Consider the following 22,931-nt stretch of genomic DNA (forward strand, 5'->3'; position numbering starts at 1 on the left):
GGGCGGGGGGGGGGGGGTGGGGCGGGGGGGGGGGGGGGGGGGGGGGGCGCGGGGGGGGGGGGGGGGGGCGCCGGCCCCCCCCCCCACCGGCGTGGATCACCAGGCGCGGGCGTACTGGGCGGGCCCGCTGTACGCGACGCCGAGCTTCGCGGCGGCGCGACGCGGCCAGTACGGGTCGCGCAGCAGTTCCCGGCCGAGCAGCACCAGGTCGGCCTCGCCGCTGGCGACGATCTGCTCGGCGTGCTCCGGCTCGACGATCAGGCCGACCGCTCCGGTCGGCACGCCCGCCTCGCGGCGGATCTGGGCGGCCAGCGGCACCTGGTAGCCGGGGCCGAGCGGGATGCGCTGGTCGGTGCTGACCCCGCCGGAGGAGGCGTCGACCAGGTCGACGCCGACGCCGGCCAGCTCGCCGGCGAGCACGACGCTGTCCTCGACCGTCCAGCCGCCCTCGGCCCAGTCGGTCGCGGAGATCCGGGTGAGCACGGGCACGCTCTCGCCGACCGCGGCGCGCACCGCGCGGGCGACCTCCAGGGTGAGCCGCATCCGGGCGGGCCGGTCGCCGCCGTAGGCGTCGGTGCGCTGGTTGGTGAGCGGCGACAGGAACTCGTTGAGCAGGTAGCCGTGCGCGGCGTGGATCTCCACGGCGGCGAAGCCGGCGGCGAGGGCCCGCTCGGCGGCGGTGGCGAACGCGTCGACCACGCCGGCGATGCCCGCCGCGTCGAGGGCGGTGGGCGTCCGGTAGCCGGGGGTGAACGGCTCCGACCCGGGGGCGACAGGCGTCCAGCCGCCCTCGGCGTCCGGCACTCCGCCGCGCGCCGAGGCCCACGGCCGGTAGGTGGAGGCCTTGAAACCGGCGTGCGCGAGCTGGACGGCCGGTACGGCGCCGTGGGCGGCGACGAACGCGGTCACCGGTCGCCAGGCGTCCACGTGGGCGTCGGACCACAGCCCGGTGTCCTGCGGTGAGATCCGACCCTCGGGGAGTACGGCCGTCGCCTCGGTCAGCACCAGCCCGGCCCCGCCGACCGCGCGGGTGCCGAGGTGGGTGAGGTGCCAGTCGGTGGGCAGGCCGTCGGGGCCGGCCGAGTACTGGCACATCGGCGCCATGGCGATCCGGTTGGGCAGGGTGACCCCGCGCAGGGCCAGGGGGGTGAACAGGGAGCTCATGGGGTCATCCTCTCCGAAACGGCGACGGACCCCGGGAGAGGGGCCCGTCGCCGTGCAGGTGAACTGGTCAGGCGGGGACGGGGCTCAGCTCGGGCCGGGTCTCGGCGACCGGCTCCGGCTCGGTCAGGTCCCGCCGGCCCGCGGACTCGTACGCGGCCCGGTCGAGGGTGCCCTCCCGGGCGGCCACCACTGTCGGCACGAGGGCCTGCCCGGCCACGTTGGTGGCGGTGCGGATCATGTCCAGGATCGGGTCGATGGCGAGTAGCAGACCGGCGCCGGCCAGCGGCAGACCCAGCGTGCTGAGGGTCAGGGTGAGCATGACGATCGCGCCGGTCAGACCGGCGGTGGCCGCCGAGCCGACCACCGAGACGAAGGCGATCAGCAGGTAGTCGCCGATGCCGAGGTGCACGCCGAACACCTGCGCCACGAAGATCGCGGCGAGGGCCGGGTAGATCGCGGCGCAGCCGTCCATCTTCGTGGTGGCGCCGAAGGGCACCGCGAACGAGGCGTACTCGCGGGGGACGCCGAGCCGCTCGACGGAGCGCTGGGTCACCGGCATGGTGCCCACCGAGGAGCGGGACACGAAGCCCAGCTGGATGGCCGGCCAGGCGCCGGCGAAGAAGCGCAGCGGGTTGAGCCGGCCGGCGAGGACCAGCACCAGCGGGTAGACCACGAACAGCACGATGGCGCAGCCGACGTAGACGGCTGTGGTGAACTTCGCGAGGGGGGCCAGCAGGTCCCAGCCGTACGAGGCAACGGCGTTGCCGATGAGGCCGAGGGTGCCGATCGGGGCGAGCCGGATGACCCACCACAGGGCCTTCTGCACGATTTCCAGCAGCGAGCGGTTGAGCGCCACGAAGGGCTCGGCGGCCTCGCCGACCAGCAGGGCGGCGGCACCGATGACCACGGCGAGGAAGACGATCTGCAGGACGTTGCCCTCGACGAACGCGCCGACCGGGTTGGTGGGCACGATGCCGGTGAGGAAGTCGGTCCAGGAGCCGGTGTTCTTCGGCGGGGCCGCGCCGCCCAGGTCGAGGGTCACGCCCTTGCCCGGGTCGACGAGCAGGCCGAGGCCGATGCCGATGCTCACGGCGATCAGCGCGGTGATGCCGAACCACATCAGGGTCTTCAGGGCGAGCCGGGCGGCGTTGGCCACGCCGCGCAGGCTGACCACGCTTACCACGATGGCGGTGAAGACCAGGGGCGGCACGGCCAGCTTGAGCAGCTGGACGAAGAGGGAGCCGATGGTGTGCAGGGTGCTGGTCAGCCAGCTCAGGTCGTTGCTGCGGGCAACGAAACCGAGCGCGACGCCGAGCACGAGGCCGAGGAGGATCTGCACGGAGAACGGAATTTTGCGCAGGCCGAAGGGCATGAGATGTCCAATTGTCTGGTCCGGTCGGGGTAGGCGTGTGGAGGCGGCTACGCCGGACAGATGCCGCTGGCCTGCAGTCGAAGATCGACATACAGGCGGACGGTGAGGCCCCAGACATTGGTCATCGTTCGACGACGATACGCCGATCAGCGTGATCTGCAAGGCTCGCTGGCCGTGATGCCCCTTACAGCCCTCGGTGGCGGCTGGCCAGGGCCAGTGCCGTTCCGGTGGCCACGCCCCACAGCACCGCGAGCCCGAGGACCAACCGCTCCACGACGCCTACCAGGGCGCCCCGGCCGACCACGAGCATGGCCACCCCGACCGTCGCGCACAGCGGCAGGGCGAGCGTGGCCGTACCGGCCGCCAACCGGCGGACCATCGCCCCGGCCGGCCCGGACACGGCCAGCGCGACCATGGCGAGGACCACCGCCGCCGTCGCCGCGATGCTCGCGCCCCCGTGCACCAGGTCCGCCACCGTGGTCCGCTCGAACGGCGGCAGTGGGCAGCCTGCCGAGCAGGTCACCGCACCGGACACCGCGGTGAGCACCGCGCCGGTGGCGAGCAGCGCCGGCGCCACCCGCACGCCGGGGGGCAGCGCCGCGGCGATCAGCAGCAACGCGCCGGCCAGGGCGAGAACCCCGATGCGGTACGCCACGGCGTGCGCGCTGCCGGCGATGCCCGCCTCGCTCACGTACCCGGTGAGACCCGGACCGGGACCGGCGACGACCGCGACCGTCACCGCGACCGCGCCGGCCACCGCGCAGCCGGCCGCGGCGGAACCGGCGACCCGGCGGGCGACGTCCCCGCCGGCCGCGGGTGCCGTCGCGGTACCCGCCCGCCCCCGGTCAGCCACGCCCGTGCGGCGTCGTCCAACCGGACTCGTCGGGCCCCAGCGGCACGATGCCGGACGGGTTGATCTGCCGGTGGGTGCCGTAGTAGTGCCGCTTGATGTGGTCGAAGTCCACCGTCTCGCCGAAGCCCGGGGTCTGGAACAGGTCCCGGGCGTACGCCCAGAGCACCGGCATCTCGGTCAGCTTGCTGCGGTTGCACTTGAAGTGCCCGTGGTACGCGGCGTCGAAGCGGACAAGCGTGGTGAACAGCCGCACGTCGGCCTCGGTGATCGTGTCGCCCAGCAGGTACCGCTGCCCGGCCAGCCGGTCGGACAGCGCGTCCAGTCGGGCGAAGAGCGCCCGGAACGCCTCGTCGTACGCCTCCTGGGAGGTGGCGAACCCGCACTGGTAGACGCCGTTGTTGACGTCGCGGTGGATCTCGGCCATCAACGCGTCCATCTCCGGGCGCAGCGCGACCGGGTACAGGTCCGGTGCGCCGGGCGCGTGCAGGGACCGCCACTGCGTGGAGAAGTCGAGGGTGAGCTGCGGGTAGTCGTTGGTGACCACCCGGCCGGTGAGCGAGTCGACGAGCGCCGGCACGGTCACCCGGCCGGTGTAGTCCTCATCGGTGGCCAGGTACGCCTCGGAGAGGAAGCTGACACCGAGGACCGGGTCGAAGCCGTCCGGGTCGAGGGCGAACGCCCAGCCCCGCTCGTCCCGGATCGGGTCGACGGTGCCCAGCGAGATCGCGTCGTCCAGCCCGAGCAGGCCACGCACGATCCTCGCCCGGTGCGCCCACGGGCAGGCGCGGCACCAGATCAGCCGGTACCGGCCGGCCTCCAGCGGCCAGCGGCCCTGCTCGTCCGGGCCGCCACCCGGCGGGGAGGTCGAATCGGCGGTGACCCGACCGGTGAACCGGTTGGGCTGGCGGACGAACGCGCCACCACGGCTGGTCTCTGCGCTGAACTGGGCCCGGGACATGCCGCCAACCTATCCGCTGCGCGCGCGGATATCCTGGCCGCCGGGGAGTCCTCCGCGACCCGGTGGACGCCCCCCACCCCCGCCCTTCCCACCCCCGAAGGACTCGCGATGACCGTGGCATACCTGGTGGCCGGTGTCCGTACCCCCATCGGCCGGTACGCCGGCGCGTTGGCCGGCGTCCGTCCCGACGACCTGGCCGCGCACGTGATCCGCGAGTTGGTCGCCCGGCACCCGTCGGTGGACTGGGCCCGCGTCGACGACGTCGTGCTCGGCTGCGCCAACCAGGCCGGCGAGGACAACCGCAACGTGGCACGGATGGCGGCGCTGCTCGCCGGCCTGCCCGAGGAGGTGCCGGGCAGCACCGTCAACAGGCTCTGCGGCTCCGGCCTGGACGCCCTCGCCACCGCCGCCCGCTCCATCGTGGCCGGCGAGGCGGACCTGGTGGTCGCCGGTGGGGTGGAGAGCATGAGCCGGGCGCCGTTCGTCGTGCCGAAGGCGACCTCGGCGTACTCCCGCGCTGCCGAGATGTACGACACGACCCTCGGCTGGCGGCTGGTCAACCCGCTCATGCGCGACGGGTGGGGGGTCGACTCGATGCCGGAGACGGCGGAGAACGTCGCCGCCGAGTACGGCGTCGACCGGGCCGAGCAAGACGCCTTCGCGTACCGCTCGCAGCAGCGCGCCGCCAAGGCGCAGGCCGACGGCCGGTTCGCCGAGGAGATCGTGGCCGTGTCCGTGCCGGCCGGCCGGCGGGAGACCCGACTGGTCGAGGTCGACGAGCACCCTCGGGAGACGTCGCTTGCGAAGCTGGCCGCGCTGCCCACCCCGTTCCGCGACGGCGGCACGGTGACCGCCGGCAACTCCTCGGGCGTCAACGACGGCGCGGTCGCGTTGCTGGTGGCCAGCGAGGCGGCGGTGCGGCGGTACGGCCTCACCCCGCTGGCCCGCGTCCGTGGCGCGGCGACGGCCGGCGTACCGCCGCGGATCATGGGTATCGGCCCGGTGCCGGCCACCCGCAAGCTGCTCGACCGGATCGGCGTCGAGCTGGGCGCGGTGGACGTGATCGAGCTGAACGAGGCGTTCGCCGCGCAGTCCGTGGCGGTGCTGCGCGAGCTGGGGTTGCCTGTCGACGCCGAACACGTCAACCCGAACGGTGGCGCGATCGCGCTCGGGCACCCGCTGGGCGCCAGCGGCGCGCGGCTGGCGCTGACCGCCGCCCTGGAGTTGCGCCGCCGCGGCGGTCGTCGGGCTCTCGCCACCATGTGCATCGGCGTCGGGCAGGGCATCTCGCTGCTGCTGGAGTCGGCCGCCTGAGCGCGGAAAGTTGCATGAAGGAATCTCCCGTCCGTGGGAGTCGGCGGCCTAGAGTGGTCCACACCACACGACCCGCGGGGTCGGCCGGCGGTCGTGCGCGCCCGTCGACGCCGGTGCCGCCTCGCGCGACGGCGACGAACTGGGGAGCACACCGATGCCGGACGCACTGCCGACCGAGATTGATCTGACCAGGCCGAGCGCGGCCCGGGTGTACGACTACTTCCTGGGCGGGGCGCACAACTTCGAGGTCGACAGGCAGTTGGCCGAGCAGATCGCCAGCATGACCCCGAATCTCGCCGCCACCATGCGCTCCGGCCGGGAGTTCCTGCGCCGGGCCGTCCGGGTGCTGCTCGACGCCGGCATCGACCAGTTCCTCGACATCGGCTCCGGCATCCCGACGGTGGGCAACGTGCACGAGGTGGCCCAGGCGGCGAACCCGAAGGCGCGGGTGGTCTACGTCGACATCGACCCGGTGGCCGTCGCGCACAGCCGGGAGCTGCTCGCCGGCAACGACCTGACCGGGGTGATCCACGCAGACCTGCGCGAACCGGAGCGGATCCTGCGGGAGACCCAGCGGCTCGGGCTGATCGACTTCGGTCGGCCGATGGGCATCCTGCTGGCCGGGGTCGTGCACTTCATCCCGGACACCGACGGTCCCGAGGAGATCCTGTCCACGCTGCGGGCCGCCGCCGCGCCGGGCAGCTTCCTGGTCATCTCGCACTCGACCTTCGAGGACCAGCCGCAGGAGATGCTGGACGCCCAGCGCCTCTCCGCCCGGACCGCCACCGAGATCACCCTGCGCTCCCGCGCGCAGGTCACCGGCTTCTTCGGTGACTGGACCGTTCTCGAACCGGGCGTGGTGCACATGCCGCTGTGGCGTCCCGACTCGCCTGCCGACGTGGATGAGCACCCCGAGCGGTTCGGCGCTTTCGGGGGCGTGGCCCGGTACGACCAGCCCGCCGGCTGATCGCGGTGGCCGCCGTCCCGGACCCCACCGGGGTCGACGTCCGCCGGGGCGGCGCCCAGGTCTACGCCGCCGACTGGGCCCGCGCCGTACGCCGCATCGGGTTCGTGCCGCTCAGCGCGGCCGAGACGGAGCGGCTGTTGCTGCTGCACACCGTCCGGCTGGCCCAGGCGGTACGAGCCGAGCCGTTCAGCGCCCGTCCCGCCGAGGAGGTCGGACGGGCGCTGGTGGAGGCGCACCTGACCGACCCTCGGGCGCTGGAGTGGTCGCTGCGCGCGCTCGGCGACGAGTTCCCCGCTCGGGTCCTGGCGGCCGGCGACCGGCCGGCCGACGTGGCCGAGCGGATCGCGGCGGTGCAGGGCGGGTTGGCCGCCGGGTTCGCCCGTGCGCTGCGCGACCGCACCTTCAGCCAGCAGGAGCGCATCGCCCGCTCGGCCTGGCAGGCGCGCGACGAGGTCGAGCAGGCGCTGCGCGACAGTGAGGCGCGGTTCCGGGCGGTCTTCACGGGCGCGGCGATCGGGATCGGCATCGCCGGGGTGGACGGTCAGATCATCGACGTCAACGCGGCGTTCGCCGACATGCTCGGCTACTCGATCGCGGAGCTGTGCGAGATGAACGTGGCGGCGCTGTTCCACGCCGACGACGCCGCCGGCATGTGGGAGCTGTACCAGGAGCTGATCGAGGGCAAGCAGGACTCGACCCGGGTGGAGAAGCGCTACCACCGCAAGGACGGCAGCGTCGTCTGGACGGACCTGGCCGTCTCGTTGATCCGGTACGACGACGGACGACCCCGGTTCACCGTCGCCATGATCGAGGACATCACCGAGCGGTACGAACTCCAGCAGCGGCTGCGCTTCCAGGCTCTGCACGACCCGCTGACCGGGCTGCCCAACCGGACGTTGTTCTTCGAGACGCTGGGCCGGGTCTTCGACACCGCCGGGCCCGGTCAGCGGGTGGGGGTGTGCTTCCTCGACCTGGACGGCTTCAAGGCGATCAACGACAGCCTCGGCCACGACCTCGGCGACCGGCTGTTGGTGGCGATCGGCCGGCGGCTCGCCGAGTGCGTGGCCGACCACGGCCACCTGGTCGCCCGGATGGGCGGCGACGAGTTCGTCATCCTCGTCGACGGCGGCGACGACGTCGACGACGCGGTGGCCGTGGCGGAGGCGGCGCTGGCCGCCGTCGCGGCGCCGGTGCACCTCGGCGACCAGCAGTTGGCGGTGTCCGCAAGCGTGGGCATCGTGGACTGTCCGGCCGCGGAGACCACCGCGTCGGAACTGATGAAGGCCGCCGACACGACCCTCTACTGGGCCAAGGCGGCGGGCCGTGGCCGGTGGGCGGTGTACGACCCGGAGCGCAGCGCCCGGGACCTCGCCCGGTCGGCGCTGGTCGCCGGGCTGCCGGCCGCGCTCGACCGGGGCGAGTTCGTGCTGCACTACCAGCCGATCGTGTCGCTGCTGGAGGGCACGATGCTCGCGGTCGAGGCGCTGGTCCGCTGGGAGCACCCGGAGCTGGGCCTGATCGGCCCGGACCGGTTCATCGGCCTCGCCGAGGAGACCGGCCTGATCGTCCGGCTCGGCGAGTGGGTGCTGCGGCGGGCCTGCCACGACGCCGAACGCTGGCGGCGGGAGTTCCCCGACGCCCGGCTGGTGGTAAGCGTCAACCTGGCCGCCCGGCAGGCCGACGAGCCGACGATCGTCGCGACGGTGGCGGACGCGCTGGCCACCAGCGGCCTGCCGGCGGAGCTGCTGCAACTGGAGCTGACCGAGAGCGCCGTGATGGGCAGCGCGGGGGAGCCGCTGCGCAGCCTGCACCGACTCGCCGCGCTGGGCGTCCGGCTGGCGGTCGACGACTTCGGCACCGGGTACTCCAACCTCGCGTACCTGCGGCGGCTGCCGATCCACTGCCTGAAGCTGGCCGGCCCGTTCGTCGAGGGCATCCGCGCCGACGGGACGGACTCCGTGGCCGACCACCGCGACGAGCGGATCGTCGACGCGTTGGTCCGGTTGGCGCACGCGCTGGAGCTGTGGGTCACCGCCGAGGCGGTGGAGACCCCGGTGCAGGCCGAGCGGCTGCGGGCGTTGCGCTGCGACACCGGGCAGGGGCGGTACTTCGGCGCACCCGCGCCGGCCGAGGAGATCACCGCCCGGCTGCGGGGCGGGGTGGCGGGGTGAGCGGGAGATGCGTCCGGGCCGCCCGGCCCGGATGGTGGCAACGGAAGGTGGCGCGGTGAGCCTGAACGACCCGCAGTCGGTGGTGACTCTGGTGGCCGCGCTTGCCATCCTGGCCGGGCTGGCCGGTGTGGTGGTGCCCGGCCTGCCGGCGTTGCCGCTGTGCTGGGGCGGGGTGCTGGTCTGGGCGATCTTCGGTGGTGCGGGCCCTGGCGGTTGGGCGGTGTTCGCCGCCGCGACGCTTGTCGCCGCCGGCGGGACGGTGATCAAGTACGCCTGGCCCGGGCGGAACCTGAAACGGACCGGAGTGCCGACATCTACGCTGCTCGCCGGCGCGGTGCTCGGGATCGTGGGGTTCTTCGTGGTGCCGGTGATCGGGCTGGTGCTCGGCTTCGTCGCCGGGGTGTGGGCGGCGGAGCGGCTACGGCTGGGCAGCAACCGCCTCGCTTGGCCGTCCACCGTGCAGGCAGTCAAGGCCGCCGGTCTGTCCATGCTCGTGGAATTCCTCGCTGGCCTGGTCATCGCCGCGCTATGGGTCGGCGGCCTGCTCCTGACTTGACCTGCGCGCGAGGTCGCCGATGTGGCGGCATCCCGGGTCATGAACAACGCCACATCGGTGACCTGGAGGCGCTCGCGAGCCTGCTCAACGTGCGTCCGCTCCTACCGATGGGGGTGCGGCCCTCAGTTCCAGCCTCTCCCCGCCCGAGCCCACGCGTCCTGGTCCACCGGTTGAGGGCCCTGTCGCAGCCACCTGATGATGCTCTCTGCCTGTTCCGCAGGCGTTCCCGAGGACGACTCCATGCGGAGAGCCCCGTCGAAGTAAGGGAACGCCTCAGCGCGCTCACGGACGAGCGCTTCGTCGAGATCCGTGGCTTGCTGGCGCTTCCGGAATCGCTTCACGGCCTCGTCGGGGGTCACGAAGAACTCGACCACCCAGAGCGGCGCGGAGGAGCCGGTCATCGCTTCCAGCAGACTGGCGCGCTGGTCGCGGCGAGCGTAGGTGCATTCGAGGACTACCGACTCCCCGCCATCGACAAGCATTCGGGTGAGGAGATGTGCTCCGGTGTACGCGCGCATGCGGTCGTCACGACTTCGATCGGAGTCGGGGAAGAGGAGATCGAACAGGGTGTCGACCTCCAGGTGGACCCGGCCATGTCCCAAGGAACTCCGCTCCTCAGCCAGAACCTTTCGAGCCGTGGTCTTGCCCGAGCACGGAGGGCCCGAGAGTACGACGATCCCGTTGCTGGCCATGTCCCTCACGGTTTCGTGATCATTGACGACGTTCCAAGCAGGCGGGCAAGTTCCGGAAACGCCTGAGAGCCTAACCACCGGGAGCTGCCGCTGCGGGGCGGCTGTCGACGGTGTCGCGGCGTCCGCTGAGGTGAGAGTGGGCGGCGCGGGGCATTTTTCGGGTACGGCAGGGTGCGCCGTACGTGAGAGAGAGGTGCCCCGCGCCGCCGCAGTGCCGGGCGGTCCGAGTGCCCGGCGTCGGCCCGTCGCGATCGGGCCTGGCCACGGGGTACAGCATGCGTTCGCAGGGCATGGTGCGGCAATGGGATTTGCGCCCCGGGAGCCTCCGACGTATTGACCGCCCTGATCGAGCGGGACGACACTTTGCGCACTCGCCAGCGGAACCACCTCAGGGAGGTGTGCAGTGGCCACGACGCCCGTGCCGACCGCAGAGCAACCGATCGACGACGACGCCCGACGACTCGCCGAACTCGGCTACAAGCAGGAGCTGCGCCGCAAGTGGAGCGGCTTCTCCAACTTCGCCATCTCGTTCTCCATCATCTCGATCCTGGCCGGCTGCTTCACCACCTTCGGCCAGGCGTGGAACAACGGCGGGCCGGTCGCCATCTCCTGGGGCTGGCCGCTGATCTCACTGTTCATCCTGATCATCGGGTTCTGCATGGCGGAGCTGGTGTCGGCGTACCCCACAGCGGGTGGGATCTACTGGTGGGCGGCGACGATGGGCCGTCCGGTGCACGGCTGGTTCACCGGCTGGTTGAACCTGATCGGCCTGGTCGCGGTCACCGCCTCGGTCGACTACGGCTGCGCGACATTTCTCAACCTCACCCTGTCGGCGCTCTTCGACGGCTGGGCCGGGACGCTGCGCCAGGCGTTCGTGCTCTTCGTGATCATTCTGGCGCTGCACGGGCTCATCAACATCTTCGGGCACCGGATCATCGACGTACTCCAGAACGTCTCGGTCTGGTGGCACGTGGCCGGCGCGGCCGTCGTGGTGGCCATCCTGGTGTTCGTGCCGGACGATCACCAGAGCTTCCAGTTCGTGTTCACCGAGCGGTTCAACAACTCGGGCTTCGGCGACGGGGACAGCGGCGGACTGACGTTCTGGTTCTACGTGCTGCCGCTGGGTTTCCTGCTCACCCAGTACACGATCACCGGCTTCGACGCCTGCGCGCACGTCTCCGAGGAGACCCGGGGCGCCTCGCAGGCCGCCGCGCGCGGGCTCTGGCAGTCGATCTTCTACTCGGCGATCGGCGGCTGGATCCTGCTGCTGGCGTTCCTGTTCGCGGCCACCGACGTCGAGGCGGTAAACGCCGCCGGCGGTTTCTCCGGCGCCATCTTCGAGTCCGCGCTGACCCCGGTCTTCTTCAAGGTCGTCATCATCATCTCCACGATCGGGCAGTTCTTCTGCGGGATGAGCTGCATCACCTCGATGAGCCGGATGGCGTACGCCTTCAGCCGGGATCGCGCCGTGCCGGGTTGGCGGCTCTGGTCGCGGGTGAACCGCAACGGCACCCCGGTCAACGCGATCATCGGCACCACGATCGCCGGGCTGGTGCTGACCCTGCCGGCGCTCTACGAGAGTTCGGCGGGCATCCCGGTCGCCTTCTACGCGGTGGTCTCCGTCGCGGTCATCGGCCTCTACCTGTCCTTCCTCATCCCGATCGCGCTGCGGCTGCGCCTCGGCGACCGGTTCGTGCCCGGCCCGTGGACGCTGGGCCGGAAGTACCGGCTGCTCGGCTGGATCGCGGTCATCGAGATCGCGGTCATCGCCGTGTACTTCGTCCTGCCGATCGTGCCGGCCGGGGTGCCCGGCAGCGACGACTTCACCTGGTCGGCGGTGAACTACGCGCCGCTCGCCGTGGGCGGGGTGCTGCTGGTGGTCGCGCTCTGGTGGTACGCCTCGGCACGGAAGTGGTTCGCCGGCCCCGTCCGTACCGTCGAGGAACCCGCGCCGGCGGCCGACCCGGCACCTGTCGACGGTCCGGCCTGACGCCGACCCGGTGGGGCGGGCGCCGCGCCCGTCCCGCCGGGTTTGCCGCCGTCTCCATCGGGGGCATTGACGGTGATCCGGTTTGCCAGTAGACCTTGGTGATGGAGGCCCGCGAATGACGAAAGCTCCGCTCACGCTGGAACAACTGCGGGTCGCCATCAACGACGGCGAGATCGACACCGTCGTGCTGGCCCTTGTCGACATGCAGGGCCGCCTGCAGGGCAAACGGTTCCACGCCCCGTTCTTCCTCGACCAGGTGGTCTCCAACGGCAGCGAGGGCTGCAACTACCTGCTCGCCGTGGACGTCGACATGAACACCGTCGACGGGTACGCGATGTCGAGCTGGGAGCGCGGCTACGGCGACTTCGCGATGGTCCCGGACTTCGCCACGCTGCGCCGGGTGCCCTGGCAGCCTGGCTCGGCGCTGCTGCTGGCCGACCTGACCTGGCTGGACGGCTCCGGCGACGTGGTCGCCTCACCCCGCCAGATCCTGCGCCGGCAACTGGACCGGCTGGCCGAGCACGGGCTGACCGCGTACGCGGGCACCGAGTTGGAGTTCGTGCTGTTCCGCGACTCGTACGAGGACGCCTGGCGGCGCGGCTACCGCGACCTCACCCCGGCGAATCAGTACAACGTGGACTACTCGCTGCTCGGCACCGCCCGGGTGGAGCCGCTGCTGCGCCGGATCCGCACCGAGATGGCCGGCGCGGGGCTCACGCCGGAGAGCGCCAAGGGTGAGTGCAACCTCGGCCAGCACGAGATCGCCTTCCGCTACGACGAGGCCGTCGCCTGCGCCGACCACCACGTGATCTACAAGAACGGGGCCAAGGAGATCGCCGCCCAGGAGGGCATGGCGATCACCTTCATGGCCAAGCCGAACGAGCGGGAGGGCAACTCCTGCCACATCCACTTCTCGCTGCGGGGCCGCGACGGTCGCTCGGCGATGCTCGGCGACGGGCCGGCGCACCTGTCGGAGACCGGGCAGCGGGTGCTCGCCGGGCTGCTCGCCACCATGCGCGAGTTCAGCCTGCTCTTCGCGCCGAACATCAACTCGTACAAGCGCTACCAGCCGGGCTCATTCGCCCCGACGGCGCTGCGCTGGGGGGTGGACAACCGCACCTGCGCACTGCGGGTGGTGGGCCACGGGCAGGGCATGCGGGTGGAGAACCGGGTGCCCGGTGCCGACGTCAACCCGTACCTGGCGATCGCCGGGCTGGTCGCGGGCGCGCTGCACGGCATCGACAAGGGGTTGGAGTTGGGCGGCGAGTGCACGGGCAACGCGTACGACGACCCGGAGGCCGAGCGCGTGCCCGGCACGCTGCGCGACGCCCTGGCCCTCTGGGAGGGTTCCACGGTGGCCCGGGAGGCGTTCGGCGACGAGGTGGTGGCCCACTACGCCAACCAGGCGAGGGTGGAGTTGGCGGCCTTCGACGCCGCGGTGACGGACTGGGAGCTGACCCGTGGCTTCGAACGCCTCTGACGGGCTGGGGTGGTGGGCGTGACTCTCGTCGTGGACCCGGCGTCCGGGGAGGGGTTCCGGGACGTGCCGGGTGCCTCGGTGGCCGATGTCGACGTGGCGGTATCCCGGGCCGCCTCCGCCAACGAGTCGTGGCGGGCCGTGGCGCCCGGGGACCGGGGCCGGCTGCTGCGGCGGTTCGCCGCCGTGGTCGACGCGCATCTCGACGAGTTGGCAGCGCTGGAGGTACGCAACTCCGGTCACACCATCGGCAACGCCCGCTGGGAGGCCGGCAACGTCCGCGACGTGCTGGACTACTACGCCGGAGCGCCGGAGCGGCTGACCGGGCGGCAGATCCCGGTGCCCGGCGGCCTGGACGTCACCTTCCATGAGCCGCTCGGCGTGGTAGGCGTGATCGTGCCGTGGAACTTCCCGATGCCGATCGCCGCCTGGGGTTTCGCTCCGGCCCTCGCCGCCGGCAACACGGTGGTGCTCAAGCCCGCCGAGCTGACCCCGCTCACCGCGCTGCGCCTGGCCGAGCTGGCCCGCGAGGCCGGTCTGCCCGACGGCGTGTTCACAGTGCTTCCGGGCGAGGGCGCGGTGGTGGGGGAGCGGTTCGTCAGCCACCCGGCGGTCCGCAAGATCTGCTTCACCGGCTCCACCGAGGTCGGCACGCGCATCGCGGCCGGCTGCGCCGCCCAGGTGAAGCGCCTCACCCTGGAGCTGGGCGGCAAGAGCGCCAACATCGTGTTCGCCGACGCCGACCTGGAACGCGCCGCCGCCACCGCACCCGGCGCGGTCTTCGACAACGCCGGCCAGGACTGCTGCGCACGGTCGCGGATCCTGGTCCAACGCCAGGTGTACGACAGGTTCCTGGAACTGCTCGAACCCGCCGTTCGCGCGGTACGTGTGGAGGACCCGTCCCGGGACACCGCGGAGATGGGTCCGCTGATCTCGGCGGCACAGCGGGACCGGGTCGCCGGCTACCTGTCCGGGGCGACGGTCGCGTTCACCGGCTCGTGCCCCGACGGCCCCGGCTTCTGGCACGCCCCGACAGTGCTGCTGGCCGACTCGGTGGCGGACCGGCACTGGCGGGAGGAGATCTTCGGCCCGGTCGTGTCGGTGCTTCCGTTCGACGACGAGGCCGACGCGGTGCGGCTCGCCAACGACACCGAGTACGGCCTCTCCGGCTCGATCTGGACCCGCGACGTCGGCCGCGCGCTGCGGATGGCCCGCGCCGTCGACGCGGGCAACCTCAGCGTCAACTCGCACTCCTCGGTGCGCTACTGGACCCCGTTCGGTGGGATGAAGCGCTCCGGGCTCGGCCGCGAGCTGGGCCCGGACGCGCTGCACTCCTTCACCGACGTCAAGAACGTGTTCATCGCGACAGAGGAGTGACGCCAGTGCAGGGTCGGTTGCAGGACCGGGTGGCAGTGGTCACCGGAGCGGGCAGCGGGATCGGATTGGCAACGGTCCGGCGGTTCGCCGCCGAGGGGGCCCGGGTGGTCTGCGTGGACATCGACGCGCAGGCCGGCACGAAGGCGGCCGAGGAGTGCGGCGGCGAGTTCGTGGCCACCGACGTGGCCGACGAGTCGGCGGTCCGCGACCTGTTCGACGGGGTGGCCGAGCGGCACGGCCGGGTCGACATCGCGTTCAACAACGCGGGCATCTCCCCGCCGGACGACGACTCCATCCTGGACACCGGCCTGGACGCCTGGGAGCGGGTGCTGCGCGTCAACACCACGAGCGTCTACCTGTGCTGCAAGTACGCGATTCCGCACATGCGCCGCCAGGGCAAGGGGTCGATCATCAACACCGCCTCGTTCGTGGCGCTGATGGGCGCGGCGACGTCGCAGATCGCGTACACGGCGAGCAAGGGCGGCGTGCTGGCGATGACCCGGGAGCTGGGCGTGCAGTTCGCCCGCGAGGGCATCCGGGTCAACGCGCTGTGTCCCGGCCCGGTGGCCACCCCGCTGCTGCTGGAGCTGTTCGCCGCCGATCCGGAGCGGGCCGCCCGCAGGCTCGTGCACGTGCCGATGGGCCGCTTCGGGCAGCCCGAGGAGATCGCCGCCGCGGTGGCGTTCCTGGCCAGCGACGACGCCTCGTTCATGACCGCCGCGCAGTTCGTGGTCGACGGGGGCATCACCGGCGCGTACGTCACCCCTCTATGAGGCGGCCGCTGATCGGGATCAGCGCTTACGTCGAGCCCGCCGACTGGGCAGTCTGGCGCGGCGTGCGGGCGGTGCTGGTGCCCGAGGCGTACGTGCGGGCGGTCACCGCCGCCGGTGGCCGGGCGGTCGTGCTGCCCCCGGACGACTCCGACGGCGACGTGCTCGCGGTCCTCGACGGGCTTCTGCTGGCTGGGGGCGCCGACGTCGGGCCGGGCCGGTACGGCCAGCGGCCGCACCCGCGGACCGAGGACCGGCCGGACCGGGACGCCGGTGAGCTGACCCTGCTGACGGCGGCGCTCGCCGTCGACCTGCCGGTGCTGGGTGTCTGTCGGGGAATGCAGCTGCTCGCCGTGGCGTACGGGGGCACCCTGCACCAGCACCTGCCCGACGTGATCGGAACGGATGCACACCGTCCGGCGCCGGGGGTCTACGGCACCCATCGGGTGCGGTTCGCGCCGGGGAGCCTGGCGGCGCGGACGCTGGCCGGGGTGGATCGGGTCAACTCGTACCACCATCAGGCGGTCGCCACCCCGGGGCGGCTCGCGGTCACCGGCTGGGCGGCGGACGGCGTGATCGAGGCGATCGAGGACCCGGGCCGGTCGTTCGTGCTCGGGGTGCAGTGGCATCCGGAGAACGAGCCGGATCCGCGCCCGATTGCGGCGCTGGTCGCGGCCGCCCGCCGGCGAGCGTCCGGACCGCCGGTCGATGCCGGCCCCGAGGGCGTACGCGTGGCGGGGTCGCCGCCTGTGTGACGCAGGTCGCTCCCGTCGGGCGCCGGGTGCGGTGGGAGAATGGCCGCATGGGCAAGGTCTATCCGGAGATCGATGATCGTCTGCGGGCGTTCATCGCCGCCCAGCCGGTCTTCTTCGTGGCCACCGCGCCGTCCGGTCCCGAGGGGCACGTCAATGTCTCGCCGAAGGGTATGACCGGCACCTTCGTGATCCTCGGCCCGCATCGGGTGGCCTATCTGGATTACCACGGCAGCGGCGCGGAGACCATCGCCCACCTGCGCGACAACGGCCGCATCACGCTGATGTTCTGCGCCTTCGACGGGCCGCCGAAGATCGTGCGCCTGCACGGCCGGGGCAGCAGCGTCGCGGTGACCGAGGAGGCCTTCGCCGACCGGCTCGCCGAGTTCCCCGCGCCGCCGGACGTGCACGCCGTACGGGCCGTGATCACCGTCGAGGTCGAGCGGGTCAGCGACTCCTGCGGTTATGCGGTGCCGCTGATGGACTACCGCGCGGAGCGTGACCTGTTGCTTACCTCACACTCCCGTCGTACGGCCGATGATCTGGTGACCTACCGGGCCACCAGGAACGCCGCGAGCATCGACGGATTGCCGGTCTTCTGACAGGTCGGAGCGCTCCTTGGCGGCTGCCCGGGCCCGCGTCCACAGCCGCGCTGTCGGGTCCGCGACGAGTGCGGCACAGGTAACCAGCGTCCACGGGTCGTCATGCGTTACGTTGCTGGTCCGCCGGGGTACAAGTCGGAGCACGGCGCGTGAAGATCAACGGCTGCGGGGTACGGCCGAAGCGGGGAGGCTGCATGAGCTCGGCCCAGGGGGGCGCGGACGCGGGGCATCCCAACGCGTACGTCCACGAGATCCCCCCACACCTGGCCGCCGCCTTCGCGGGCGGCGGTGAGCTGGGCGAGCGGCTCCGCGCCTTCGACTGGTCCACCGCACCGCTGGGCGGGCCGTCCGGCTGGCCGGTGGCGCTCTCCAGCGCGATCGGCATGATGCTCTCCTCCAGCTCGCAGATCGTCATGTTCTGGGGCGACGACCAGCTCGCCTTCTACAACGACGCCTACCGGCCGACCATCGGCAGCAAGCACCCGCAGGTGCTCGGCCAACCGGCCCGACACCACTGGGCCGAGACCTGGGACGTCCTCGGCCCGCTGCTCGACGGGGTCCGGCGCACCGGGCTCTCCTACCGTGGCGAGAACCACCCCTTCCTGCTGGACCGTTCCGGTTTCGTCGAGCAGACCTACTTCGACGTCTCCTACGACCCCATCCGGGGTGCCGACGGCTCGGTCAGCGGCGTCTACTGCATCGTCAACGAGACCACCGGGCGGGTGGTCGGTGAACGCCGGCTGCGGGCGTTGTCGGAACTGGGCGCCGAGCTGGCCGAGATGAGCACCGCGGGCGAGCTGGGTCGCACCGCCGCCGACGTGCTCGCCCGGCACTCCGCCGACGTGCCGTTCGCACTGGTCTACCTGGCCGACTCCGCCGGGCGGCTCGCCCTGACCGGCGCCAGCGGCGTCGACCCGACGGCTGTCGGTGTCTCGCCCGACACGTTCGCCGAGCTGGTCGCCGAGGGCTCACCCGCCACCATCGAGGTGAGCCGCCTGCTCGCCCAGCGCCCGGCCGACGCCGCCGACGTGGCGCTCGTGCTGCCCGTCAAGGCCGCCAACGACACGGTCGGCGCGCTCGTCGTCGGCGTGGCCCGCCTGCTGCCGCTCGGCGACGAGTACCGCGACTTCCTCGACCTGGTGGCCGCGCAGATCTCCCGCGCGGTGGGCACCCAGCGGGCGTACGAGCAGGAGCGCGCCCGGGCCGCCGAGCTGGCCGCGCTGGACCGGGCGAAGACCAACTTCTTCGCCAACGTCAGCCACGAGTTCCGTACGCCCCTGACCCTGGTGCTCGGCCCTCTGGAGGACATGCTGGCCGACCCGGAGCTGCCCCCCTCCTACACCGACCGGCTCGTCGTGATGCACCGCAACGCGTTGCGCCTGCTCAAGCTGGTCAACACCGTGCTCGACTTCTCCCGGCTGGAATCCGGCCGGCTGGCCGCCCGCTACCAGCCCACCGACCTGGCCGGCTACACCGCCCGGCTGGCCAGCACCTTCCGCTCGGCCACCGAGCGTGCCGGGTTGCGACTGGTGGTGGACTGCCCGCCGCTGCCGGCGCCGGTAGTCGTCGACCGGGACATGTGGGAGAAGATCGTCCTCAACCTGGTGTCGAACGCGGTGAAGTTCACCTTCGACGGTGAGATCCGGGTGCGGGTCCGGGCCGACGACGGCGTCGCCCGACTGGAGGTCATCGATACCGGCGTGGGCATCGTGCCGACGGAGTTGCCGCACGTCTTCGAACGTTTCCACCGGGTGGCCGGTGTGCGCGCCCGTACGCACGAGGGCACCGGGATCGGGCTCGCGCTGGTCCGGGAACTGGTCGAGATGCACGGCGGTGACGTCGGTGTGACAAGCCAGATCGACGAGGGCAGCACCTTCACGGTGACCGTTCCGTTCGGCTCGGCGCACCTGCCCGCCGACCGGGTCGCCGCGTTCGCCCCCCTGCCCACGGGCGAACCCGAGCAGGCCCGGCTCTTCGTCGCCGAGACCGCCCTGTGGGGCGACGAGGACATGCCCGCGCCGGCCGACCGCCGGCCGACGGACGGGTTCCCCGCGGGCCGGATCCTTGTCGTCGACGACAACGTCGACCTGCGTGAGCACGTCACCCGGTTGCTCTCCCCGACCTGGGAGGTGGTCACCGCGAGCGACGGCCTGGCGGCCCTGACGCTGGCCCGCGAGGGCGGCTTCGACCTCGTGCTCACCGACGTGATGATGCCGCGGCTGGACGGGTTCGGCCTGGTCGGCGCGCTGCGCACGGACCCCCGCACCCGCGACGTGCCCATCGTTCTGCTCTCCGCCCGCGCCGGTTCCGCGGAGGCGGTCGCCGGCCTCTCCGTCGGCGCCGACGACTACCTGACCAAGCCGTTCTCCGGGCAGGAGCTGATCGCCCGGGTCCGGGCCAACGTCGAGCTGGGCCAGCTGCGCGGCCAGATCATCCGTCGGCTCCGGGCGCTGGCCGACGCGGCGGTGGCGGTCAACACCGCCCGTTCCACAGCCGACGTGCTGCAGGTCGCCGCCCGGCACGCGCTCAGTCTCGCCGAGGCGGCCCGGGTCGTGGTCACCGCGGCCGGTGCCCGCTCCGAGGCCGACGGCGGTGGCGTCACCGCCACCGACCCGTCCTTCGTGGCCGCGTTGACCGGCACCACCCGCGAGCAGCTCGGCGAGCTGCAGGTCTGGCGGGCCGACGGCGACGACGCGCAGGCCGACGAGGCCGCGCTCACCCAGCTCGCCCGCCTGGTCGGAGTCCGGCTGGAGAACGCCCAGCTCTACGAGGCCGAACACCGCATCGCCACCACGTTGCAGCACAGTCTGCTGCCGAGAACGCTGCCCCAGCTGCCGGGCGCGGTCGTGGCGAGCCGCTACCTGCCGGGCAGCGCCGACGTGGAGGTCGGTGGTGACTGGTACGACGCGCTCGCGCTCGAAGGCGACGACCTGGTGCTGGTGATCGGCGACGTCGTCGGCAAGGGCGTTCAGGCCGCCGCGGCGATGGGGCAGCTGCGCAACGCGCTGCGGGCGTACCTGCTGGAGGGTTTCGACCCGGGTGAGTCGCTGAGCCGGCTCAACCGGCTGGTCGGGTCCACCGAGGGGCGCTCGTTCGCGACTGTGGTCTGCCTGCTGTTCAGCCCCCGTACCGGTCGGCTGCGCTACGCCAGCGCCGGCCACCCGTCCCCCCTGCTGATTCGAGGAGACGACGTGGCGTTCCTGCACGACCGCGCGCTCGGCCCGCCGGTCGGCGCCATCCCCGACGCGACGTACCGGACGGTCGAGGGAGAGCTGCCCGCGGGCAGCCGGCTGCTGCTCTACACCGACGGGCTGATCGAGGACCGTCAGCTCGGCATCGACGCCGCGCTGGCGCAGTTGCGCGCCGACGCGGCGACCCCCGGTGAGCACGTGGCGGATCTGATCGACACGGTGGTCGAGCGGGTCACCGGCCGACCCCGGCGCGACGACGTGGCGGTGCTCGCGCTGGAGGCGGCGGAGCTGAACCGCTTCGCGCTGCGGCTGCCGGCGGACCCGACCCGGTTGAGCGTGCTGCGCAAGCGCCTGGAGGACTTCCTGGTGGCGCACGACGTCGGCGAGACCGACCTGTTCGACCTGACCGTGGCGGTCTCGGAGGCCGCCGCGAACGCCATCGAGCACCCCGTCCAACCCGCCGAGGCGGTGATCAGCGTCGAGGTGGCCATCGAGGACCGGACGGTGATCGCCACCGTCCGCGACACGGGGCGGTGGCGGGAGTCGACCGGCTCCGGGTTCCGGGGGCGTGGCCTGTCACTGATCAAGGCCCTGGGTGATCTGATGGTGCGGCGTACCGACGAGGGCACCGAGGTGACGCTGCGCCGGGAGTTGCAGGGCTGAGCCCGCACCGAGCCGCAATCGGCAGAGGTGTCGGCGGCCGTCCGTCTCAGACCGGGTCGAGCCAGCTCTGGTCGCCCAGACCGGAGATCTCCAGAACCCGACGGACCTGTCGGGACGGCAGCACGGTGAGCGTGCCGGAGAATCCCTGGGCGAGCCGGACCAGGGCGTGGATGGCCGCCGAGTCGAAGAAGGTCACCGCCCGCAGGTCGAGCGTGATTCGCCCGGCGGGCTCGCGCAGGGCGGTCTGCAGCATCGTGTCGGCGGTCGCCATGTCGACCTCGCCGGTCACCACCACGTGGAGGTGCTCGCCGTCGATCTCCGCGCTGGCGGAGAAGACAGGTGGTGCTCCCCCTTGATCCACGCTGACACCATGGCACAGCCGACCTGGCTGGGCAACAACCGGCCCCGACCGGCCGTGGCGCGAGTCACCACCGCCTCCGGCGATAGGCTTGCGGCATGACCGTCCGCCCGCCGCTGACCCCAGGCACGCTCTCCCCGATGCGACAGGTGCCCGCCCACATTCCCCGCCCGGAGTACGTGGGTAAGAAGAGCCCGCAGCAGTGGCGCGGCTCCCACGTGCAGACGCCGGAGACCATCGAGAAGATGCGGATCGCCAGCCGGCTCGCCGCCCAGGCGACCCAGCTCGCCGGGGAGCACTGCAAGCCCGGCGTGACCACCGACGAGATCGACCGGTTGGTGCACGAGTTCCTGTGTGACCACGACGCGTACCCGTCGACGCTCGGCTACCGGGGCTACCCCAAGTCCTGCTGCACGAGCGTCAACGAGGTCATCTGTCACGGCATCCCGGACTCCACGGTCCTGACCGACGGCGACATCATCAACGTCGACGTGACCGCGTACATCGGCGGTGTGCACGGTGACACCGACGCCACCTTCTGCGTCGGCGAGGTCAGCGAGGAGGCCCGGCTGCTCGTCGAACGCACCCACGAGGCGATGATGCGCGGCATCCGCGCGGTCGCCCCGGGCCGCCAGATCAACGTCGTGGGCAGGGTCATCGAGTCGTACGCCAAGCGGTTCGGTTACGGCGTGGTCCGCGACTTCACCGGCCACGGGATCGGCGAGACCTTCCACAGCGGCCTCTACGTGCCGCACTACGACAGCCCCCGCCCCACCGACATCATGGAGCCGGGGATGACGTTCACCATCGAGCCGATGATCACCCTCGGCACCTACCAGTACGACATGTGGGACGACGGGTGGACGGTGGTCACCAAGGACCGCAAGTGGACCGCCCAGTTCGAGCACACGATCGTCGTCACCGACGACGGCCACGAGATCCTGACCCTCCCGTGACCGACACTCCCGCGGCTCTGCGTGAGGCACACCACGCGGACGTCTCCGGCGGCTGGCTGCGCCCGGCCGTCTTCGGCGCGATGGACGGGCTGGTCACCAACATCGCCCTCATCGCCGGTGTCGGCGGCGGTGGCGTGTCACCGCGCAGCATCGTGCTGACCGGATCCGCCGGCCTGGTGGCCGGTGCGATCTCGATGGGGCTCGGCGAGTACACGAGCGTGCGCTCGGCCAACGAGCAGGTCGCCGCCGAGGTGGCCAAGGAGCGGCGCGAGCTGGAACGGCACCCCGAGGCGGAGGCCCGCGAGTTGGCCGACGCCTGGGTGGCCCGTGGCCTGCCCCGCGACCTCGCCACCCAGGTCGCCGAGGCCGTACGGCGGGACCCGGAGGAGGCGCTGCGGGTGCACGTCCGCGAGGAGTTGGGTGTCGACCCCGACGACCAGCCGAGCCCTTGGGCGGCGGCGATCTCCTCGTTCCTGTTCTTCTCGGTGGGCGCGCTGTTTCCGCTGCTGCCGTACCTGCTGGGCGCCACCGCGCTCTGGCTGGCGCTCGCCGTCGGCGGGCTCGGGCTGTTCGCCGCCGGCGCCGTGGTGGCCCGGTTCACCTACCGCCCCTGGTGGACCAGCGGCCTGCGCCAGCTCCTGCTGGGCGCGGCCGCGGCAGGCGCCACCTATCTGATCGGTTCGCTGATCGGGGTGCAGGGCGGGCTGTGACGCCGGCGTCGGCCCAGCCACCCGGTCGGGGGCCGGCC

At 72.3% G+C, this 22,931-nt stretch carries 19 protein-coding genes; 13 read left to right on the top strand and 6 right to left on the bottom strand.

What is annotated here, in order from left to right; all coding sequences use genetic code 11:
* Positions 1-96: 96 nt before the first annotated feature.
* The 4 genes from ACGFIE_RS14785 to ACGFIE_RS14800 all read right to left on the bottom strand — a co-directional run bounded on the left by ACGFIE_RS14785 (position 97) and on the right by ACGFIE_RS14800 (position 4,347).
* On the bottom strand, positions 97-1,164 hold the full coding sequence (locus tag ACGFIE_RS14785; protein WP_393294673.1) for an NADH:flavin oxidoreductase/NADH oxidase: 1,068 nt from the start codon (positions 1,162-1,164) through the stop codon (positions 97-99).
* A 67-nt stretch (positions 1,165-1,231) separates the two neighbouring features.
* On the bottom strand, positions 1,232-2,524 hold the full coding sequence (locus tag ACGFIE_RS14790; protein ID WP_393295624.1) for a dicarboxylate/amino acid:cation symporter: 1,293 nt from the start codon (positions 2,522-2,524) through the stop codon (positions 1,232-1,234).
* A 196-nt stretch (positions 2,525-2,720) separates the two neighbouring features.
* The gene (locus ACGFIE_RS14795; protein WP_393294674.1) at positions 2,721-3,389 is read right to left on the bottom strand and encodes a DUF998 domain-containing protein; all 669 of its coding nucleotides are present in this window, start codon (positions 3,387-3,389) and stop codon (positions 2,721-2,723) included.
* Positions 3,382-4,347 (bottom strand): glutathione S-transferase family protein, encoded by a 966-nt coding sequence (locus tag ACGFIE_RS14800; RefSeq protein WP_393294676.1) that lies wholly within the window; start codon positions 4,345-4,347, stop codon positions 3,382-3,384. The genes ACGFIE_RS14795 and ACGFIE_RS14800 overlap by 8 nt, the downstream gene beginning before the upstream one ends.
* 108 nt (positions 4,348-4,455) lie before the next feature.
* Between ACGFIE_RS14800 and pcaF the strand changes: the two genes are divergently transcribed.
* From pcaF to ACGFIE_RS14820, 4 genes are all read left to right on the top strand, one after another.
* Positions 4,456-5,661 (top strand): 3-oxoadipyl-CoA thiolase, encoded by a 1,206-nt coding sequence (gene pcaF, locus ACGFIE_RS14805; RefSeq protein WP_393294678.1) that lies wholly within the window; start codon positions 4,456-4,458, stop codon positions 5,659-5,661.
* A 154-nt stretch (positions 5,662-5,815) separates the two neighbouring features.
* A complete protein-coding gene (locus tag ACGFIE_RS14810; protein ID WP_393294680.1) occupies positions 5,816-6,628 on the top strand; it encodes an SAM-dependent methyltransferase in 813 nt (270 codons plus the stop codon).
* Between the two features lie 5 nt (positions 6,629-6,633).
* Positions 6,634-8,799, top strand: a complete 2,166-nt coding sequence (locus ACGFIE_RS14815; protein WP_393294682.1) for a putative bifunctional diguanylate cyclase/phosphodiesterase — start codon at positions 6,634-6,636, stop codon at positions 8,797-8,799.
* A gap of 55 nt (positions 8,800-8,854) precedes the next feature.
* A complete protein-coding gene (locus tag ACGFIE_RS14820) occupies positions 8,855-9,355 on the top strand; it encodes a DUF456 domain-containing protein (RefSeq protein WP_393294684.1) in 501 nt (166 codons plus the stop codon).
* Positions 9,356-9,477: 122 nt separating this feature from the next.
* On the opposite strand, the gene ACGFIE_RS14825 is transcribed toward ACGFIE_RS14820, so the two are convergent.
* The gene (locus ACGFIE_RS14825) at positions 9,478-10,047 is read right to left on the bottom strand and encodes an AAA family ATPase (RefSeq protein ID WP_393294686.1); all 570 of its coding nucleotides are present in this window, start codon (positions 10,045-10,047) and stop codon (positions 9,478-9,480) included.
* A gap of 403 nt (positions 10,048-10,450) precedes the next feature.
* On the opposite strand from ACGFIE_RS14825, the gene ACGFIE_RS14830 reads away from it, so the two are divergent.
* The 7 genes from ACGFIE_RS14830 to ACGFIE_RS14860 all read left to right on the top strand — a co-directional run bounded on the left by ACGFIE_RS14830 (position 10,451) and on the right by ACGFIE_RS14860 (position 20,869).
* On the top strand, positions 10,451-12,037 hold the full coding sequence (locus ACGFIE_RS14830; RefSeq protein WP_393294688.1) for an amino acid permease: 1,587 nt from the start codon (positions 10,451-10,453) through the stop codon (positions 12,035-12,037).
* A 115-nt stretch (positions 12,038-12,152) separates the two neighbouring features.
* Positions 12,153-13,517, top strand: coding sequence for a glutamine synthetase family protein (locus ACGFIE_RS14835; RefSeq protein ID WP_393294690.1), 1,365 nt, complete (start codon positions 12,153-12,155; stop codon positions 13,515-13,517).
* A gap of 18 nt (positions 13,518-13,535) precedes the next feature.
* On the top strand, positions 13,536-14,891 hold the full coding sequence (locus ACGFIE_RS14840) for an aldehyde dehydrogenase family protein (protein WP_393294692.1): 1,356 nt from the start codon (positions 13,536-13,538) through the stop codon (positions 14,889-14,891).
* A gap of 5 nt (positions 14,892-14,896) precedes the next feature.
* A complete protein-coding gene (locus ACGFIE_RS14845; protein WP_363688893.1) occupies positions 14,897-15,664 on the top strand; it encodes a 3-oxoacyl-ACP reductase in 768 nt (255 codons plus the stop codon).
* Positions 15,661-16,416 carry a gamma-glutamyl-gamma-aminobutyrate hydrolase family protein gene (locus ACGFIE_RS14850; protein WP_393294694.1) on the top strand — a complete coding sequence of 252 codons (756 nt, stop codon included), beginning with the start codon at positions 15,661-15,663 and terminating at the stop codon, positions 16,414-16,416. Before ACGFIE_RS14845 ends, ACGFIE_RS14850 begins: the two co-directional genes overlap by 4 nt.
* Positions 16,417-16,463: 47 nt before the next feature.
* Positions 16,464-17,015 (top strand): pyridoxamine 5'-phosphate oxidase family protein, encoded by a 552-nt coding sequence (locus tag ACGFIE_RS14855; protein ID WP_393294696.1) that lies wholly within the window; start codon positions 16,464-16,466, stop codon positions 17,013-17,015.
* A gap of 194 nt (positions 17,016-17,209) precedes the next feature.
* Complete coding sequence (locus tag ACGFIE_RS14860) at positions 17,210-20,869, top strand: SpoIIE family protein phosphatase (RefSeq protein ID WP_393294698.1); 3,660 nt, start codon at positions 17,210-17,212, stop codon at positions 20,867-20,869.
* Between the two features lie 46 nt (positions 20,870-20,915).
* Here the strand turns inward: ACGFIE_RS14860 and ACGFIE_RS14865 are convergent, their stop codons facing one another.
* Positions 20,916-21,230 (bottom strand): STAS domain-containing protein, encoded by a 315-nt coding sequence (locus tag ACGFIE_RS14865; protein WP_393294700.1) that lies wholly within the window; start codon positions 21,228-21,230, stop codon positions 20,916-20,918.
* Positions 21,231-21,325: 95 nt separating this feature from the next.
* On the opposite strand from ACGFIE_RS14865, the gene map reads away from it, so the two are divergent.
* Both map and ACGFIE_RS14875 read left to right on the top strand, forming a co-directional pair.
* Complete coding sequence (map, locus tag ACGFIE_RS14870; protein ID WP_358099176.1) at positions 21,326-22,183, top strand: type I methionyl aminopeptidase; 858 nt, start codon at positions 21,326-21,328, stop codon at positions 22,181-22,183.
* Entirely contained in the window at positions 22,180-22,893 is a 714-nt protein-coding gene (locus ACGFIE_RS14875) for a VIT1/CCC1 transporter family protein (RefSeq protein WP_393294702.1), read from the top strand. The genes map and ACGFIE_RS14875 overlap by 4 nt, the downstream gene beginning before the upstream one ends.
* The last annotated feature ends 38 nt before the right edge of the window (positions 22,894-22,931 follow it).

The sequence above is a fragment of the Micromonospora sp. NPDC049275 genome, from assembly GCF_043197115.1.
In the GTDB taxonomy this organism is placed as follows: Bacteria; Actinomycetota; Actinomycetes; order Mycobacteriales; family Micromonosporaceae; genus Micromonospora.